Raw genomic sequence first — 16,541 nt, 5'->3', positions numbered from 1 at the left:
CGAGGTAATTGAATTACAGATACTCCCCCGCGACGCGAAAGTTACCCACGCGCGCACGGTGGGTCAAGAGTCGGTGACGCACGGCGGCCTGCCGGCCGGCCCAGCCCGGCGCGGGTGAACCCTGCGTCCGGCCGTGGTGGGCGACTGTATTTCTAACCCGCCGAGTTATTTTTAGTGGTTTGCATTTCGGGAATTTGAACGACTCGATCGAGGGCTTTTCAGAGCCGCTGGTTCATGGCGCAGTTGTGTGATCGTGTCGTATCGTCGCGTCATCGCCAGGCCTTGGTGGGGGCGCTGGTCTTCGAATCCTTTGTGTGTAAAGAACTTTGGAGCTCGGATGACCGATGGTGCTGTCGTGGTGCCTGGAACCACCCAGGGGGCAGAGTGGGTCGACGAGGTCTTGCTGGCCGGGCCCGACGACGAGGTGTGCTTCCGGCTGCCCGATCCTATTGATCGTTTGAATTTACGCCGTTTGGTTCTCGGACGGCAAACGGAATTGGCGCAGTCCGGTTTCCGGCCGGGTGGTGCGGTGGCGTTGCGGCTGCCGCCGTCGATGGCCTTCGTGACGCATTTGCTGGCAATTTGGCGCGGCGGCGGTCAGGCGATCCTGCTCGACCACCGGCTGACCGACTACGAGGTCCGGCGGGCGATCGAGCGGCTGGTCCCGCAGGTCGTGGTCTCGCCGGAACGGCCGGTGCAGTCCGGCCTGCGGACGTTCGTGGAGGTGGACACGGACGTCGCGAGCTACTCGGGCCATCCGGCCGGCACCGCGCATGCCGTCGTACAGCTGAGCTCGGGGTCGACCGGACCGTCGAAGGTGATCGGGCGGACCGCGGACGACCTGGTCGCGGAGGTACTGCGGTACACACGGATCGACGGCGTACCGCAGCGTGGCGAACGGTTGATCCTGCTGCCGTCGATGGTGCACGTGCTCGGTCTGGTCGGTGGCCTGCTGTACGGGCTGCACGCCGGGGTGGAGCTGATGCCGCCGGCGCGGATGACGGGCGACGCGATCGTGCAGGCGATCGGGGCGGCGACGACGCCGGCGACGGTGCTGGGGGTGCCGTTCCACATCGGGCTGCTCGCGTCGGTCCAGGATCCGCCGTGGCTGCCGCAGTTCAAGCGCATGACCACCGGCGGGGAGCTGGTGCCGGCGGCGGTGTCGCGGGCGTTCGAGGACAAGTACGGCGTACCGCTCGGGAACATGTACGGGATGACCGAGGTCGGGGTGATCGGCACCGACCTGTACGGCGAGCATCGTCCCGCGATCCGGCCCGCGCCCGGGATCGAGGTCCGCGCGGTCGACGGCGAGCTGCAGGTGGCGCGGGCGGAGTCGCCGTACCTCGGGCTGTCCGATCCGACCCGCTGGGCCGACGGCTGGCTGCACACGCGGGACGCCGGGGTCGTCGATCCCGGCACGGGGCTGGTGAGCATCAAGGGCCGGCTGGATTCGCAGGTGTCGGTCGGCGGGTTGAAGGTCGACCTGACGGAGGTCGAGGCCGCGCTCGCGTCGTTGCGCGGTGTCGAGGCGGCGGTGGTCGCCTTCGACGGCGCGATCACGGCGTACGTCCAGCTGAACCAGCCGCGGTCGTTGGTGGATCTCGAAGCGGAGCTGGCTCAGCAGCTGGCGACGTACAAACGGCCCCGCACCGTGCACCTGCTCAATCAGTTGCCTCGGACAACTACAGGCAAGCTCGTCCGCGACCTGTCCACACTGCGCAAAGCGGTGTCGTGATGGACGACGATCTCGGTCAAGCCGACAGGCGCCGCGACTGCAAGTACAGCGCCCTCCCACGGCACGTACGTCACCAGCAGCTGCGGCTCGGACTCCACCACACCACCCCCGAGCGGCATCACGCGCCGCAGACCCGACCCCCGCAACCCACGCCCGAGCGCCTTCCCGACAGCTTCTTTCGCCGTCCACAGTTGGAGGAAGGCGACCAGTTCATCGGGTTGCTGATTCGTCCACGTCAGCTCCTCCGCACTGAACCAGCGCACGGCCAACGGCCGCACGTCCCGCGGGTAGACCTCCTCGAGGTCCACACCGATGGGACCGTCCGTCGCGGCCGCGACCACCACGAGGTGGTGCGTGTGGCTGATGCTCACCGCCAACCCCGGGACTTCCGGACGACCGCCCGCATCGTGGCTGAGCCTCGGGGCCGGGGCCAGCGTGGCAGCCAGGTCGAGCAGCAGCTCGTGGGCCGCGCCGCGCGGCTCGGCGCCGGCCGGCGCCACCCAGACATGTACAGAACTGCCCACCGAAAGAAGGTAACCCGATGAAGGACGAGGTTCGCGCATTCGTCATCGCGCAACTGCAGGACATGAACTACGACACCGAAGGCATCGACGACGACACCACGCTCGGTCCGGCCGGGGTGGACCTGGAATCGCTGGCGCTGGCGGACCTGTCGGTGCGGGTCGAGGACCGGTTCGGGGTCAGGTTCTCCGACGAAGAGTCCGAGCAGCTGGCGTTGATGACGGTCGGCGAGTTCACCGCCGAGGTCGCCGGCCGGGTCGCCCAGCAGGTCTGATGAACCCGACCCCACCCCCGCCCGGGCGGGACGAGATTCTCAGCTGGCTGGCCGGTCTCGGTGACCGGCCGGCCGGCGCCGAACGGCTCGACTCGATGGAACTGGCCTGGCTGGTCCATCAGGTCGAGCAGCGGTACGGCGTTGCGCTCGACGACGACCAGCTCGAACGGATGAGCACGATCGACGACGCGGTCACCGTGCTCGGCGAAGTGCTGACCAGCCATGTCTGAGGCCCGCCCGGTCGCGGTGACCGGATTGTCGATCATGACCGCGCTCGGTCGTGGGGCATCGGCGCAGCTGTCCGGTACGCCGGCCTTCGTCGAAGTCACGCGCTTCGACACCAGCAACCGCCGTACGCGCCACGCCGCGATCGCGCCTGACGCCGGCACGCTGGAAGAAGAACTGGACCAGGCGATCGCCGCTGCCTGCGCGCAGAGCGGCGTCGACAGCAAAACGACGCCGCTCCTCCTCGCCTTGCACACGCCGTCGGGGCGCGACTTCGGTCAGCTCCGGACGTACACCTCGGCCTGTGTCTCCGCGAGTACGGCGCTTGCCGACGCCGCCACGCTCATCCGCCACGGCCGCCTCGACCGGCTTGTGGTGGCTGCCGCCTATCTCGTCGAGCCCCATCAATACGCCCTCTTCGATGCAGGCCGAGCGTTGTCGACCGACGGCGCCGTACGCCCGTTCTCCCTCAACCGCACCGGCACCCTCCTGGGCGACGGAGTAGCCGCAGTAGTCCTGCAAGCGGGCGAAGGCCTCGCCGAGCTCGTCGGTTGGTCCCGAGCCGGCGACGCCCACCACCCCGTCCAACCCGCCCCCGACGGCCGAGGCCTGTCCACCGCCATCGCAGGCGCCCTCCACAAAGCCCACCTCGCCCCCTCCGACATCGGCTACGTGAACGCGAATGCCACCGGCACCCCCCTCGCCGACACGGCCGAAGCCGCCGCCCTCACCCACACGTTTGGTGGGTTCCCCCACGCGCTTGTGGGTTCACCACCCGGAATCCGGTGGGTGAACCCACAACGCGATGGGTTCACCCACCAAACGGGGGCCGGGGGTGGGGTGGCGGTGAGTTCTACGAAGGGGGTGCACGGGCATGCGTTGGAGGCTTCGGGGTTGGTGGAGTTCGTGGTCACTGTGCAGGCCTTGCGCGAGGGGAAGCTGCCGGTGAACGCCGGTTATCTCGCGGCGGATCCGGCGTGCGCCGTGGACGTGATTCTGGATGCCCCGCGGCCGGCGACGTCGCCGTACGGGATATCGGTGAACTCGGCGTTCGGGGGAGCCAACACGGCTTTGGTGGTGCGGGTCGGATGAAGGTTCTGGCTGAGGGACGGTGGGAGTCGGGCGAGCCGCCCGGTGTGGCTGGGTTCGTGTTGTCGCGGTTCAACCCGCTCGTGGTCGCAGCGGCCGAGCGGTGCCTGGCTGAGGTGGACACCAACCCCAGGACCGGGATCGTGATCGTGAGTGACGGCGATCGGGTCAGCGCGGACCACGTGCGGGAGGCAGTTGCCGAGGGCAAGCGCATCGGTCCGTTGTTCTTCTTCCAGTCGGTGCCGAACAGCGTCGCGGGATGGATCGCGGCGAAGTGGGACCTGCGCGGCCCGGTGGTGTGTGTGTCGGACGGCGGACGGGACGAGGCCGGGTTGCTGCTCGACGACGGTGATGCCGAGCAGGTGCTGATCGTGCAGGTGACCGCGGACCAGGCGTTCGCGCAGATCGTGAGTGGGGGAGACCCGACATGAAGAAGAGCCTGAGAGCCCAGCTGGCCGCGGACCCGGAGATCGGCACCGGCAACGTCCTTGCCCGGGTGCTTGCCCTCGGCGCCGACCCGAGCGGTCCTGGCCTGACCTTCGACACACCCGTGGACCACTTCCCGGCCGAGCACCCACTGACCCTCGGCGAACTCGACGAGCGGATCCAAGCCCGTACGGCGTGGTTGCACGAGCACGGGATCGGCCGCCGGGACGTGATCGCGATCTGGGCCACCGAAGCACAGGACATCGTCCTCAGCTTCCTCGCCCTCACCCGCATCGGCGCGATCCCCGCACTGCTCAACGGCAAGATGGCCCCGCCGATCGCCGACGAGTACATCCGCCGCCTGCGCGTGACGGCTGTCCTCGCCGACGCCCAGCACCGCCCACTGCTCGGCACCGACGTACTGGCGGAGCCGCCGGAGCTCGGCCAAGGCGATCCCACGAAGGCGCCTCAGCACTATCAGCATCATGCCGACGACCCGGTCGTGATCACGCACACGAGCGGCACAACCGGCGTACCCAAGGCGGTCCTGCACACCCACACCACCTTGTACGCCGCCCTGAAACATCTCCTGACCATGCCGCAGGCGCAAGGCACCGACAGGATCCTGAACGCGCTCCCGATCCCGCACACCGCGACGATCCTGATGGTCAACCAGGTCCTCGGCAACCGCGCCGAGATGCTGCTGCTCTCGAGTCAGGACGCGCCGTACGTGCTGCAGAACATCGAGCGCTGGAAGCCGCACTCCGTCTACGGATTCGCCGTCACCTGGGCCGGCCTCGCCCGCGAGGACCTCGGCAACCGTGACCTCGACTCGGTCCGGATGTGGTTCAACACCGGCGACTGCGCGCACGAACCGCACATCCGCAAACTCGTTGCCGTCGGCACCCGCGAGACGGTCACCCGCGACGGCCGGCGGACCGTGCCCGGCAGTCACTTCATCGACGGCCTCGGCTCCAGCGAGATGGGCCACAACGGGTTCCACATCACGCACACGATCGACAGCGATCACTACGGCCGCTGCATCGGCAGGCCGTACGAGTTCGCCCAGGCGACTGTGCTGAGTTCGGACGGCGCGGAGCTGCCGCCCGGCAAGGTCGGCCTCCTCGGCTTCCGCTCGCCGACCGTGTCACCGGGCTACTGGAACGACTCGGTCACGACGTACCGCTTCCGGCTGAACGGCTGGTTCCTCACCGGCGACCTCGTGTACCGCGACGACACCGGTCACTACTTCCACCTCGACCGGGTGCCGGATGCCGTCGCGGGCTTCGAGGGACCGCAACTCTTCACCTCGATGTCCGAGGAACGCATCCTCGCGGCACTGCCCGAGGTCGACGACTGCACCGTGATCATCACGCCGGACAACGGCCGGTACGTCGCCGACGTACTCGTCGAACTGTCCGCGGACGCACCGGACCGCGACCGCACCGCCGACGTGAAGGCAGCGGTCGGGGAAGAGGTCGCCGCGATTCTTCGCAACGTGACCGTCGTCGGCACGGGCGAGGTGCCGGTCACCGTGACTGGAAAGGTCCGCAAAGTCGCTCTCCGGGAGGCCCGCTCATGAACGCGACGATCACCGGGATCGGCCTGATGACACCGATCGGCCGGAGCGCGCGAGCGGCGTACGACGCCTTGCTGCACGGACGATCCGGCATCGTGAAGCCGCCCGCGGACCACCCGATCGCCAACTCGATCGAGCTGGCGGGCATCCTGCCGCCGTTCGACGCCGGCGACCTCACCAAGGGGCCGGACGGCAAGGTGATGGACCGCACCGTCATCCTCGCCCAGCTCGCTGCCGCGGACGCGCTCGCGGATGCCGGCCTCGTCGTCGGCGACAACGTCGACCCTGACCGCATCGGCGTGATCATCGGTGGAGTCGGCGGCATGGCGACCCTCGAGCAACAAGTGTTGTCCCGCGCCGAACGCGGCCGGGCAGCCGTCAGCCCCTACCTCCTCACGGGCATCCTCCCGAACATGCCGGCCGCCCGTGTCGCCATCCGCCATGGCATCCGTGGGTACACGTCGTCGGTTGGTACGGCGTGTGCATCCGGCGCGCAGGCGATAGCGGACGCCGTACGGCTGATCCGCTCCGGTGAGGCGGACGTGGTGGTGTGCGGGGCGAGTGAGGCGCCGCTGTTCCCGACGTTCGCGGAGACCTTCGCCAACGCGCGGGCGCTGGCTCGCGGGTGGGACGACCCCGCTGAGGCGAGCCGACCGTTCGACCTGCGGCGCAACGGATTCGTTCTGAGCGAAGGTGCCGCGCTCCTGGTACTGGAGAGGACGGAGCATGCAACCGGGCGTCGGGCTCGGGGGTATGCGGATGTTGCCGGGTACGGGGTGAACTCCGATGCGCATCATCCGACTGCGCCCCGGCCGGACGGGGAAGGCGCGGCGGCGTGCATGCGGTTGGCAATGGTGAGTGGGGGCGTCCGGCCGGAGCAGGTCGGGTACGTCAACGCGCACGGGACCAGCACGAAGCTAGGGGACGTGGCCGAGTCGGTTGCTATTGGCAAGGCTTTTGGCGCGTACCAGCCGGCAGTCAGCTCGACCAAGGCGTTGACCGGGCACATGCTCGGCACCTCCGGCGTGGTCGAGGCGGTGGCCGCGGTCGGCGCGATCTCGACCGGCCTGCTGCCCCCGACGTACCACCTGGACGACCCGGATCCGGCCTGCCCGCTGGACCACGTCCGCAAGGAACCCCGCGAGGCGCACCTGGAGTACGCGCTGTCGAACTCGTTCGGGTTCGGTGGCCAGAACGTCAGCCTGCTGTTCGGACCGCCGAGCACAGCGAACAAGAGTGAGGTGAAGGACTGGTGATGGAGATCTACGGGATCGACCACGTCGAGCTGTACGTGGGCGATGCGAAGCAGGCGGCGTTCTATCTGGCGCATGCCTTCGGCCTGCAGGTGCACGGCCAAGGCGGACCGGAGACGGGACTGCCCGGACAGCGCTCGCTGCTGTTGCGGGAGAGCGCCGTACAGATCGTATTGACCTCGGGCCTGACAGCCGACCATGCCGCGGCCGCCTACGTCCAGCGGCACGGTGACGGCGTCGCGGTCGTGGGGCTGGAGGTGGACAACGCCTCCGTGGCCTACACCGAGTTGCTGAGCCGGGGCGCGGAGTCGGTCGCCGAGCCGGTGACCTACACCGACGAGCAGGAGACGACCGTGGTGATCGCGGAGGTGGCCGGCTTCGGCGACGTGATCCATCGGCTGGTCGAGCGGCACGGGCCGCGGCGGGAGTTCCTGCCGGGCGCGTTCCAGATCACCGAGCCCGCGGGCGGTCCGGACGAGAAGCTGTTCAGCGAGATCGACCACCTGGCGATCTGTGTGCCGTCCGGGCAGCTGAAGCCGACGGTGGAGTTCTACGAGAACGTGTTCGGGTTCCTGCCGATCTTCGACGAGTACATCGAGGTGGCCGGCCAGGGCATGGAGTCGACGGTCGTTCAGAGTACGTCGAAGCACGTGACGTTCACGTTGATCGAGCCGGACCCGAACCGTCGGCCGGGCCAGATCAACGACTTCCTCACCTGGCACGCGGGCGCCGGCGTACAGCACATCGCGTTGCGGACCAGCGACATCGTCGAGGCGGTCGGCACCCTCGCGGGCCGGGGTGTGAACTTCCTCGCGTCACCGTCGGCGTACTACAAGGCGCTGCCGGACCGGGTCGGCGAGCTCGAGACGCCGATCGAGGACCTGGAGGAGCTCGGCATCCTCGTCGACCGGGACCATTGGGGCCAGCTGCTGCAGATCTTCACCGAGTCCATGCACGTACGGCGGACACTGTTCCTGGAGATCATCGAGCGGCGGGGCGCGATGACGTTCGGCAGCGGGAACATCAAGGCGCTGTACGAGGCGAAGGAACGCGAGCTGGCGGGGACGGACGCATGAGCCTCGAGTTCAAATTGTCGGAAGCCGAGATCGCCTTGCTGCCGACCGACGAAGATGTTGCCTTCTACAACGAGCACGGTTGGTACCTGTCCAAGAAGTTGCTCACCGACGACGAAATCGACGAACTCGTCAACGCGAGCGAGCGGTACTACGCCGGCGAGCGGGACAGGTCGTTGCCCGAGGCACCACCGAAGCTCGCCTACTGGGACCCGTCGAAGGGCGACGTCCAGCGGCACAACGACTACGTGCACTACGAGCACGACGGTCTGGCCAAGATCCTCCGCAAGCCGGTGATCGGTGCGGTCGCGGCCCGGCTTGCGCAGACCGACGAGATCCGGATCTTCCAGTCCACGTTGATCTACAAGCCGCCGATCTCCGGTGAGCCGTCGAACATCGTGCCCTGGCACTTCGACAAGCACTACTGGTCGTCGTCCTCCTCGGACAAGATGCTGACCGCGTTCGTCCCGTTCCACGACTGCCCGCCGGAGATGGGCACGATCACGATGGTGGACGGCAGCCATCGCTGGGCGGAGATCGGCTCCGACGACACCGTCGTACGGCATTTCGCCGAGCGGGACCGGTCGCAGCTGGACCAGATGCTGGCCGAGAACGCGGCGTACAACGGCGCCGAGGTGACCAAGGTGCCGATCACGATCCCGCGCGGGCACATGAACTTCCACCACTGCCGCACGTACCACGGCAGCGGCGCCAACGTGAGCGACCGGCCTCGCCGCGCGATCTCCCTGCACCTGCAGGACGGCGCCAACCAGTACCGCGAGTACCCCCTCACCGACGGAAACCTTGCCGCCTACAACCACGACGTCCTGGTACGCCGCACATCCAGCCGTCACCCGGACTACGCGGACCCCGACTACTGCCCGATCCTCTGGGCCGACCGCTAGGAGATCACGACATGTCCCGTTACGACTGGGGTCAGACCCACCCCGGCATCGAGCACCTGGAGAAGGCTGTCAGCGAGGCGCGTGACAAGGTCGTCCAGCATCCGCTGTACGCGAACCTGGACACGCACCAGGCGCTCGTCACGTTCATGGAACATCACGTGTTCGCGGTGTGGGACTTCATGTCGCTGCTCAAGTCGTTGCAGCGCGAACTGACCTGCGTGACCGTGCCGTGGATCCCGACCGCGCACACCGGCAGCCGCCGGCTGATCAACGACATCGTGATGGTCGAGGAGAGCGACGAGCTCGGCGACGGCTTCATCAGCCACTTCGAGCTGTACGTCAACGGGATGGTCGAGGCCGGCGCGGACACGTCGGCGATCTCGGAGCTGGTCGAGCTGCTGCGGAACGGCGGCGCCGTGGTCGAGTCCCTGAAGGCGGCCGGCGTGCCGCAGGCGTCGATCGACTTCGCCGGCACCACCTGGGACATCATCGAGAACGCGCCGATCCACTGCCAGGCGGCGGCGTTCGCGTTCGGGCGCGAGGACCTGATCCCGGACATGTTCCAGCAGGTCGTCGCGGTGAACGAGCGGTCCAACCGGCTCAACACCTTCGTCGACTACCTGGAGCGGCACATCGAGGTGGACGGCGAGCAGCACACCCCGATGGCGATGCAGATGGTCACCGATCTGTGCGGCGACGACCAGGGCAAGTGGGATGCCTGCGCGGCCACCATCAACAGCGCGCTCGCCGCCCGCGCCCGCCTGTGGGACGCGATCCTGGCCGCGGTGAAGGGCTGACGTGATGACCGCCGACGATCTCGGCCGGACGGGGCCCGATGCCGTGACCGTCGACCTCTACCGGGCCGTGCGGTTGATCCGCAGGTTCGAGGAGCGGGCGATCGAGTTCGTGCGGCCCGGGGAGATCGTCGGCGGGATTCATCCGTACCTCGGCCAGGAGGCGATCGCCGCTGCTGTCTGCGCGGCGTTGACCTCGGCCGACGTGATCACCAGCACGCATCGGGGGCATGGGCATGTGCTCGCCCGGGGTGCTGACCCGGGCCGGTTGCTGGCCGAGCTGATGGGACGGGAGACCGGGCTGAACAAGGGACGCGGCGGCTCGATGCACGCGGCCGATTTCAGCCTCGGGATTCTCGGGGCGAACGCGATCGTCGGAGCGGCCGCGTCGATCGCCACCGGTGCCGCCTGGGCGTACCGGCAGCAAGGGCGCGACACGGTCGCCGTCGCGTTCTTCGGGGACGGTGCGATGAACGAAGGGATGTTGCTGGAGGCCCTCAATTTGGCCGCGCTCTGGCGGGTGCCGGTGGTCTTCGTCTGCGAGAACAACGGGTACGCGACCACCATGCCGGTCGAGTCGGCGGTGGCCGGCAGCATCACCGCGCGGGCGCGGGCGTTCGGCATGCCGGCGTTCACCATCGACGGGCAGGATCCGGAGACGGTGTTCAAGGCAAGCACGGCTGCGGTTGCGCGGGCCCGCTCCGGGAAGGGCCCGATGTTTCTGGAGTGCCTGACCTATCGCTTCGACGCACATCACACCTTCGAGCATCGCGCTCGGCTCGACTACCGCTCGCCCGACGAGGTCGCTGCCGGCCGGTCGCGTGATCCGGTCGCGATCCAGGGCGCACGGCTGTCGGACGACGAGCGTGCGGCCGTCGACTCCCAGATCGAGACGGCCCTCGATGCGGCGGCCGAGTTCGCGTTGGGAAGCGCTCATCCTGACCCTGCTGATCCTCTCAAGTACTTGTACGCGGTGATGCCCTGATGCCGAAACTGTCGTACCTGAAGGCGATGAACCGCGCGCTCGCCGACTCCTTGGACAGCGATCCGTCGGTCTTCCTGCTCGGCGAGGACATCCGGGTCGCCGCGTCGAATCTGACCGCGGGACTGCTGTCGCGGTTCGGTCCGGAGCGGGTGCTCGACACTCCATTGTCGGAGCAGGCGTTCACGAACTTCGCGACCGGCGCGGCACTGGCGGGGATGCGGCCGGTGATCGAGTTCCAGATCCCGTCGTTGCTGTTCCTGGTCTTCGAGCAGATCGTGAACCAGGCGCACAAGTTCTCGCTGATGACCGGCGGCCAGTGCAAGGTCCCGGTGACGTACGTCGTGACCGGATCGGGCTCACGCACCGGCTGGGCCGGACAGCACTCGGATCATCCGTACACGTTGTTCGCCCACGTCGGCGTGAAGACCGTCGTCCCCGCGACGCCGATGGACGCGTACGGGCTGCTGGTGTCGGCGATCCGCGACGACGATCCGGTGGTGATGTTCGCACCGTCCGGGGCGCTCGGTGTCCGGGAGGACGTCGAATTCACCACACTCGCGCCGGTACCCCTCGGCGTCGGCCGGGTGGCGCGGCCCGGTCGTGACGTGACGGTCGTTGCCGTCGGCCAACTGGTGCAGGATGCGCTGGCCGTCGCGGACGAGTTGGCCGGCGCCGGGGTCTCGGTCGAGGTCTTCGATCCGCGGACCGTCTATCCGTTCGACCTCGACGGGTTGGCCGCATCGGTCGCGAAGACCCGTCGGCTGGTGGTGATCGACGACTCGAACCGCACCAGTGGCTTCGCCGCCGAAGTACTCGCGGTCGCCGCAGAACGCTTCACCTTGGCCGCCCCGCCCCGCCGAGTGACCCGCCCCGACGGCGCAGTCCTGCCGTTCGCCCTGGCGCTTGACCGCGCCGTGCAACCGGGGCGAGAGCAGCTCGTTGCCGCGATCAACGCCGTACTGGAGGACAAGTGACCGATCTGTGGCATCAGTTGCCCGAGGCAACCCGTACGGCGCTGGTCGAGCGGGGGACGGCATCGTGGCGGGAGGTGTACGACGGGGTGGCGACGCACAACAAGGATTGGCGTCCGCTGCGACCCCCAATCATGGCGGTGTCGACGTATCAGTCACTGACTGACATCTCGGCGATCGTCGCACGGTTGATCCTGGCCGCGTGCTTGCGTCGGGCAACGACAGCGGGGGAGTTGCGGCGAGCGCTCGGGATGCCGGTCGGGTACATCGATCTGCTGGACGAGGATCTGCCGCTGACCGAGGACCTGCTCGGCGGGGTCCGCGCGGACCTCCTGCTCAGCGGCGGGACGCCGTACGTCGTGGAAGCCAACATCGACAGTGCACTTGGTGGGGCGCACGACTCGGACGGGGTCGCGCAACGGTTCCTCGGCGCCTACGCGGGGGAGCCCGTGCTCGATGAGCTTGGGCTGACTGCGCCGGCGTCCGCGGTGGACGCACGGTACGAGGCGGTCCGGTCGGCGTTGCGGCTGAGCGGTGACGATCGGTTGGCGATGGTCTTCACCACGGCTGGGACTTATCCGGGTTCGCAGGACGGGCTGGCGATGATCAAGCTGCTCGAGCCGTTCAGCGAGCGCGGTCGCGAGCTCGGCCTCGACATGCGGGTGTACCCGGTCGAATGGCTCACCCTGGACGATGCCGGACGGCTCTGCGTCGACGACGGCCCGATCGACGCCGTACTGCGGATGTTCGTCCCGCAAGGCATCAAGCCGAGCGATGGTCTGGATGCCTTGGGGACAGCCGTCAGCACCGGGTCGGTGCGGATGTTCACCGCCACCGCGAGCTGGTTGCTGGCGAGCAAGACGATCCTGGCCTGGCTGTGGAGCGACCTCTACGAGTTGGACCCCGCTGACGCGGAGGTCGTCCGGCAGCACGTGCCGCGGACAGCGATTCTGTCGGCGGATCTGCGTCAGCGAGTACTCGCCGACCAGCACGAGTGGGTGCTCAAACCGAACGGTTCGTACGGCGGCGTCGGCGTTGTCGTCGGTCCCGAGGTCGACGAGGCAACCTGGGCGAACGCAGTCGACGAGGCTCTGAGCGAGGGCGGCTACATCGTGCAGCAGCACATCGACGTGGATCGGTTGACCATGCAGTTCATGCACCTCGAGACGGAGGAGACCCGGGAGGCGGACGTGCCGTTCTGCGTCGCGCCGTACCTGTTCGCAGGGATCCCCGCGGGCGCCTACCTCCGCTTCACGGTCCCGGGCGCCGGCCCGGTCGTCAACGTTGGCCAGGGCGCGCTGACGAGTGGTCTGCTGCTGATGCCTTGAGCCGGCGACCGATCGCCCGAAGCGTTTCGGCGGTCGCGACGGCATCGCTGCGGGCGTTGCCGTGGCGGCCGTCGCTGCTGTAGAGGCTCGGGTCCGTCGACAGCGGATGGTCGGTGAGATGGACGTGGATCGTGCCGAGCTGCTCGGCAATCGCGGCGGTGCGATCGGAGAGCGCATGCATTCGTTGCCTGAGGCCCGGACGCAGCCAGTCGGCGACGGCCGGGCTGTAGGAGATGTCGAACATTCCGAGCGTCATCACGTCCGCGCCGGCGCCCTGCAACGTGGTGATCATCAGCGTGAGTTCACGATCGACCCGATCGGCGTCGTACGTCGCCGGGAACGCATCGTTGCCGCCGCCAACGACCAGGGCGAGATCGGCGCCGAACGCGAGCGCCGGCTCGAGTTGCGTGGCCAGGATCTCGCGGGTACGCAGGCCGCTGACGCCGAGGTTGAGGTAGACAAGCTCGGGCTGTACGGCGCGGAGCTCGGCGGCGACACGCTCCGCCCACTGGAGCTCGCTGTAGCCGTCGACCGGTTCGCACAGGCCGGCCGCGACGCTGTCGCCGAGTACGACGAACCTCCGCCACGGATGGTCTGCGAGGAGCGCGATGCTCTCGCCGGGGCGGAGGCAGTAGGGGTCAGTGGCTTCGTTCATGTTGCCTCCACTGTGGTCGACGCGTCGAGAACCTTCCCCGGGCCGCGGCGTACCAAGGGAAACACGCTGACGACGAGGCAGGCAATACCCGACCAGAGCAACGCCGGAATCAGGCCGAGGGCGCTGACCAACTCACCGGCCAGCAGCGCACCCAGTGGCAGGCCGGCGAACGATGTCGCCGCCACGAGTCCGATGACGCGGGCCTGGAGTTCCTTCGGGACGTGTTCGTACAGGGCGGCGCCGAAGACGGGGTTGATCGCGGCGATCCCGATACCGGACAGGAACGTCACCACCATGACGAGGGCGAGGCGATCGCTCAAGCCCAGGACGAGCAGCCTGGGGCTGCCGCCGACGAACGCTCCGATCGCGAAGGTCAGGTAGCGGGGCACCTTGGTGGCGAGTACTGCGAAGGTGATGCTGCCGAGCAGGGCGCCGGCCGAGAATGCGCCGAGGGTGAGACCGAGACCGGCCGGTGTGCCGAGTACGTCGCGGACCCAGACCGGGATGAACACCGCCGTACTCGCGCTGGCGAAGATGTTGATGGTGAACGTGGTGATCAGCATCGTTGCGAGCAGTTCGTCCCGTCGTACGAACGAGAAGCCTACGGCCAGCGAGCGGAAGTACTTGTCCCGCCGGGCGTCCGCGACGACCTCTGGCGGACGGACGAACGCAGCCACCAGGACACCGCAAATGACGAAGGTCACCGCGTCGATCCAGAGCACGCGGGCAGCGTCGGTCCAGAAGATCAGCAGGCCACCGAGCGGCGCGCCGAGGAGGGTTGCGCCGCGGGCGAAGGCTTCGTGCAGGGAGGTGATGCGGATCAGTTCGATCTTGGCCGCCTCGGCCATTGGACGGACCAACAGATCCTTGGCGCGGTCGGCGGCGCCCCGGAGTGCGCCCGCGACGGCGACGAGGACGAGCAGGGCGGCGAAGCCGAGGCTGGTGGTGGCCGCGATCGCCGCCACCGCGACGGCGCTGGCGAGGTTCGCGAGGATCGACGTACGGCGGGGTCCGAGGCTGTCGATGATCGGGCCGGCCATGATGCTCGCGATGATGTAGGGCACCAGTTCGACCGCCGCGACTACGCCCATTCGGGCTGCGCTGCCCGTGGTGACGAGCACCAGCCACGGGATCGCCACCATCGTGATCCGGCTGCCCACAGCCGACAACACATCCGCGACGAACAGGATGACGAGACCGCGTTTGGGCGTCATGGCTGTGGATGCAGTTCGGCATAGAGCTTGCGCAGGGCAACCTTGTCGACCTTCGCGATCCGCGTCAGCGGCAGTTCGTCGACGAAGTCGATCGCCGCCGGCGCCCACATCTCGTTCAACGTGTCGGTCACCAGCGCTTGCAGTTCCTCCGCCGGCACCGGCGAGCGAGTCACGACGAAGGCATGGACTGCTTCGCCGACGACCGGGTCGGGGACGCCGATGACCGCTGCCGTGCTGACCGACGGATGGGCGCTGAGCGCGTCCTCGATCGGGCGGCAGAAGATCGCCCAGTTGCGACGGGTGGTGACGATCATGTCGTGCACGCGATCGACCAGGAACAGGTAGCCGTCCTCGTCGAGGTAGCCGACGTCCCGCGTCCGGAGCCAACCGTCGACAAGCGTCTCCGCGCTGAGCTCCGGCTGGCGCAGGTAACCGGCGAAGACCAGATTGCTCTGCACCCACACCTCACCGGTCTGATCCGGAGCCAGCACATTCCCGTCGTCGTCGCGGATCTCGATCCGGACATCGCCGTACGGCATCCCCGCCGACGCGAGGCGCATGTTCGCGGCCAGACCGGGTTGCGCCGTCACCACGACGCATTCGCTCAGCCCGTACACGATCCGCAGAACCGGACCGAAGCGCGCGATCCCCTGCCGCAACCGGGCCGGTGCCGCCGGGCCGGCGCCGACGTTCAGCATGACCAGACTGCTGCAATCGACCTCGGCGCCGCCGGGATGATCGAGCAGTTCGTACAGCATCGGCGGCGTCACGTACGTCGACGTGATCCGCTCCGCCGGCACGATCCGGTAGAACTCCTCCGGCGACCACGTATCGGTGAGGAACAGCACGCCGCCGGTGAACAGGTTGAAGAACGTGGTGATCTGCCCGCTCGCGAGCCACAGCGGTGACCCCGAGTAGTGCCGCAGCATCGGGAACCCTTGTGCCACAAAGGCCGCCGCCAACTCGAGGATCTGCTCGTAGAACGCCTGTGTGTGGTGCACGAGCTTCGGATCGCCGGTCGTCCCGCTGGTCTGCAGCACCGAGTCCGGTGCCGGCGTCGCGGTGATCTCGTACGGCGTCGACGAGTCGAGGTCGGCGATCCGGAACGCCGGCATCGGGGCGAGCGAGTCCGCCAGCTCCCGGCCGAGTTCGCTCGCATCGTCGTACACGAAGGCGTCCGCGTCGGCCAGCGCTGCGAACCGGTCGATCTCGCGCCGGGACGTGATCGGCGCGCTCCACAGCACCCGGCAACCGTGCAGGTGCAGGGCCAGCTGGAGCGCTGGTGCATCGAAGCAGTTCGCCGCCATCACCAGGACCTTGCCGCCCGGCCGGACCCCGGCATCGCGAAAAGCGGCGGCGAAACGCAGCACGTCGGCAATCAATTCACCGTACGTCGCGGAACGGTCACCGCGTGCCAGCGCGGGCCGTGCGGAGAATTCCTGGAACAGGTGCAGGACCCGGGCCACGTAATTGGTACTGTTTCCGGGCAGGACGAATTCAGGCGGCATATTCT

17 protein-coding genes are annotated in these 16,541 nt (G+C 68.2%); 13 read left to right on the top strand and 4 right to left on the bottom strand.

The annotated features are described in order from the left end of the window. Positions 1-337 precede the first annotated feature (337 nt). Positions 338-1,735, top strand: a complete 1,398-nt coding sequence (locus OHA18_RS08900; protein WP_329003400.1) for a class I adenylate-forming enzyme family protein — start codon at positions 338-340, stop codon at positions 1,733-1,735. On the opposite strand, the gene OHA18_RS08895 is transcribed toward OHA18_RS08900, so the two are convergent. Next, positions 1,666-2,259: a 4'-phosphopantetheinyl transferase family protein gene (locus OHA18_RS08895; RefSeq protein WP_329003399.1), complete on the bottom strand. Its 594-nt coding sequence runs from the start codon at positions 2,257-2,259 to the stop codon at positions 1,666-1,668. The two genes, OHA18_RS08900 and OHA18_RS08895, sit on opposite strands and share 70 nt — an antisense overlap. A gap of 17 nt (positions 2,260-2,276) precedes the next feature. Between OHA18_RS08895 and OHA18_RS08890 the strand changes: the two genes are divergently transcribed. From OHA18_RS08890 to OHA18_RS08835, 12 genes are read left to right on the top strand one after another with little or no spacing between them, the layout of a single operon-like run. Continuing rightward, positions 2,277-2,531, top strand: coding sequence for an acyl carrier protein (locus OHA18_RS08890; RefSeq protein WP_329003398.1), 255 nt, complete (start codon positions 2,277-2,279; stop codon positions 2,529-2,531). After that, positions 2,531-2,761: an acyl carrier protein gene (locus tag OHA18_RS08885; RefSeq protein WP_329003396.1), complete on the top strand. Its 231-nt coding sequence runs from the start codon at positions 2,531-2,533 to the stop codon at positions 2,759-2,761. Before OHA18_RS08890 ends, OHA18_RS08885 begins: the two co-directional genes overlap by 1 nt. Further along, entirely contained in the window at positions 2,754-3,848 is a 1,095-nt protein-coding gene (locus OHA18_RS08880; protein ID WP_329003394.1) for a beta-ketoacyl-[acyl-carrier-protein] synthase family protein, read from the top strand. The genes OHA18_RS08885 and OHA18_RS08880 overlap by 8 nt, the downstream gene beginning before the upstream one ends. Beyond that, entirely contained in the window at positions 3,845-4,276 is a 432-nt protein-coding gene (locus OHA18_RS08875; RefSeq protein WP_329003393.1) for a hypothetical protein, read from the top strand. Before OHA18_RS08880 ends, OHA18_RS08875 begins: the two co-directional genes overlap by 4 nt. Then, the gene (locus tag OHA18_RS08870) at positions 4,273-5,853 is read left to right on the top strand and encodes a class I adenylate-forming enzyme family protein (protein WP_329003392.1); all 1,581 of its coding nucleotides are present in this window, start codon (positions 4,273-4,275) and stop codon (positions 5,851-5,853) included. Before OHA18_RS08875 ends, OHA18_RS08870 begins: the two co-directional genes overlap by 4 nt. Further along, on the top strand, positions 5,850-7,106 hold the full coding sequence (locus tag OHA18_RS08865) for a beta-ketoacyl-[acyl-carrier-protein] synthase family protein (RefSeq protein ID WP_329003391.1): 1,257 nt from the start codon (positions 5,850-5,852) through the stop codon (positions 7,104-7,106). Before OHA18_RS08870 ends, OHA18_RS08865 begins: the two co-directional genes overlap by 4 nt. After that, positions 7,106-8,179, top strand: coding sequence for a 4-hydroxyphenylpyruvate dioxygenase (gene hppD, locus OHA18_RS08860; RefSeq protein ID WP_329003390.1), 1,074 nt, complete (start codon positions 7,106-7,108; stop codon positions 8,177-8,179). The genes OHA18_RS08865 and hppD overlap by 1 nt, the downstream gene beginning before the upstream one ends. Beyond that, entirely contained in the window at positions 8,176-9,081 is a 906-nt protein-coding gene (locus tag OHA18_RS08855) for a phytanoyl-CoA dioxygenase family protein (protein ID WP_329003389.1), read from the top strand. Before hppD ends, OHA18_RS08855 begins: the two co-directional genes overlap by 4 nt. Before the next feature lie 11 nt (positions 9,082-9,092). After that, the gene (locus OHA18_RS08850; protein ID WP_329003388.1) at positions 9,093-9,878 is read left to right on the top strand and encodes a DUF3050 domain-containing protein; all 786 of its coding nucleotides are present in this window, start codon (positions 9,093-9,095) and stop codon (positions 9,876-9,878) included. Positions 9,879-9,882: 4 nt separating this feature from the next. Continuing rightward, entirely contained in the window at positions 9,883-10,860 is a 978-nt protein-coding gene (locus OHA18_RS08845; RefSeq protein ID WP_329003387.1) for a thiamine pyrophosphate-dependent dehydrogenase E1 component subunit alpha, read from the top strand. Beyond that, entirely contained in the window at positions 10,860-11,834 is a 975-nt protein-coding gene (locus tag OHA18_RS08840) for an alpha-ketoacid dehydrogenase subunit beta (RefSeq protein WP_329003386.1), read from the top strand. The genes OHA18_RS08845 and OHA18_RS08840 overlap by 1 nt, the downstream gene beginning before the upstream one ends. Next, positions 11,831-13,159 (top strand): hypothetical protein, encoded by a 1,329-nt coding sequence (locus OHA18_RS08835; protein ID WP_329003384.1) that lies wholly within the window; start codon positions 11,831-11,833, stop codon positions 13,157-13,159. The genes OHA18_RS08840 and OHA18_RS08835 overlap by 4 nt, the downstream gene beginning before the upstream one ends. Here OHA18_RS08835 and OHA18_RS08830 read toward each other — a convergent pair. Genes OHA18_RS08830 through OHA18_RS08820 form a run of 3 tightly spaced genes read right to left on the bottom strand, consistent with a single transcriptional unit; the run spans position 13,110 to position 16,536 of the window. Beyond that, the gene (locus OHA18_RS08830) at positions 13,110-13,814 is read right to left on the bottom strand and encodes an SGNH/GDSL hydrolase family protein (RefSeq protein WP_329003382.1); all 705 of its coding nucleotides are present in this window, start codon (positions 13,812-13,814) and stop codon (positions 13,110-13,112) included. The two genes, OHA18_RS08835 and OHA18_RS08830, sit on opposite strands and share 50 nt — an antisense overlap. Continuing rightward, positions 13,811-15,028: an MFS transporter gene (locus tag OHA18_RS08825; RefSeq protein ID WP_329003381.1), complete on the bottom strand. Its 1,218-nt coding sequence runs from the start codon at positions 15,026-15,028 to the stop codon at positions 13,811-13,813. Before OHA18_RS08825 ends, OHA18_RS08830 begins: the two co-directional genes overlap by 4 nt. Further along, positions 15,025-16,536 carry a class I adenylate-forming enzyme family protein gene (locus OHA18_RS08820; RefSeq protein ID WP_329003380.1) on the bottom strand — a complete coding sequence of 504 codons (1,512 nt, stop codon included), beginning with the start codon at positions 16,534-16,536 and terminating at the stop codon, positions 15,025-15,027. The genes OHA18_RS08825 and OHA18_RS08820 overlap by 4 nt, the downstream gene beginning before the upstream one ends. Positions 16,537-16,541 lie beyond the last annotated feature (5 nt).

The organism is Kribbella sp. NBC_00709, assembly GCF_036226565.1.
Lineage (GTDB): Bacteria > Actinomycetota > Actinomycetes > Propionibacteriales > Kribbellaceae > Kribbella.
Note: the sequence above shows the minus strand (reverse complement) of the source record. Positions and strands in the feature narration are given on the sequence as shown.

Bases quoted from the DNA above. Each gene is read 5' to 3' on its own strand.
- OHA18_RS08900 (WP_329003400.1), top strand. From the start codon at position 338: ATGACCGATGGTGCTGTCGTGGTGCCTGGAACCACCCAGGGGGCAGAG.
- OHA18_RS08845 (WP_329003387.1), top strand. From the start codon at position 9,883: ATGACCGCCGACGATCTCGGCCGGACGGGGCCCGATGCCGTGACCGTC.
- OHA18_RS08885 (WP_329003396.1), top strand. From the start codon at position 2,531: ATGAACCCGACCCCACCCCCGCCCGGGCGGGACGAGATTCTCAGCTGG.
- OHA18_RS08880 (WP_329003394.1), top strand. From the start codon at position 2,754: ATGTCTGAGGCCCGCCCGGTCGCGGTGACCGGATTGTCGATCATGACC.
- OHA18_RS08875 (WP_329003393.1), top strand. From the start codon at position 3,845: ATGAAGGTTCTGGCTGAGGGACGGTGGGAGTCGGGCGAGCCGCCCGGT.
- OHA18_RS08855 (WP_329003389.1), top strand. From the start codon at position 8,176: ATGAGCCTCGAGTTCAAATTGTCGGAAGCCGAGATCGCCTTGCTGCCG.
- OHA18_RS08870 (WP_329003392.1), top strand. From the start codon at position 4,273: ATGAAGAAGAGCCTGAGAGCCCAGCTGGCCGCGGACCCGGAGATCGGC.
- OHA18_RS08890 (WP_329003398.1), top strand. From the start codon at position 2,277: ATGAAGGACGAGGTTCGCGCATTCGTCATCGCGCAACTGCAGGACATG.
- OHA18_RS08840 (WP_329003386.1), top strand. From the start codon at position 10,860: ATGCCGAAACTGTCGTACCTGAAGGCGATGAACCGCGCGCTCGCCGAC.
- OHA18_RS08820 (WP_329003380.1), bottom strand. From the start codon at position 16,536: ATGCCGCCTGAATTCGTCCTGCCCGGAAACAGTACCAATTACGTGGCC.
- OHA18_RS08865 (WP_329003391.1), top strand. From the start codon at position 5,850: ATGAACGCGACGATCACCGGGATCGGCCTGATGACACCGATCGGCCGG.
- OHA18_RS08830 (WP_329003382.1), bottom strand. From the start codon at position 13,814: ATGAACGAAGCCACTGACCCCTACTGCCTCCGCCCCGGCGAGAGCATC.
- OHA18_RS08825 (WP_329003381.1), bottom strand. From the start codon at position 15,028: ATGACGCCCAAACGCGGTCTCGTCATCCTGTTCGTCGCGGATGTGTTG.
- hppD (WP_329003390.1), top strand. From the start codon at position 7,106: ATGGAGATCTACGGGATCGACCACGTCGAGCTGTACGTGGGCGATGCG.
- OHA18_RS08850 (WP_329003388.1), top strand. From the start codon at position 9,093: ATGTCCCGTTACGACTGGGGTCAGACCCACCCCGGCATCGAGCACCTG.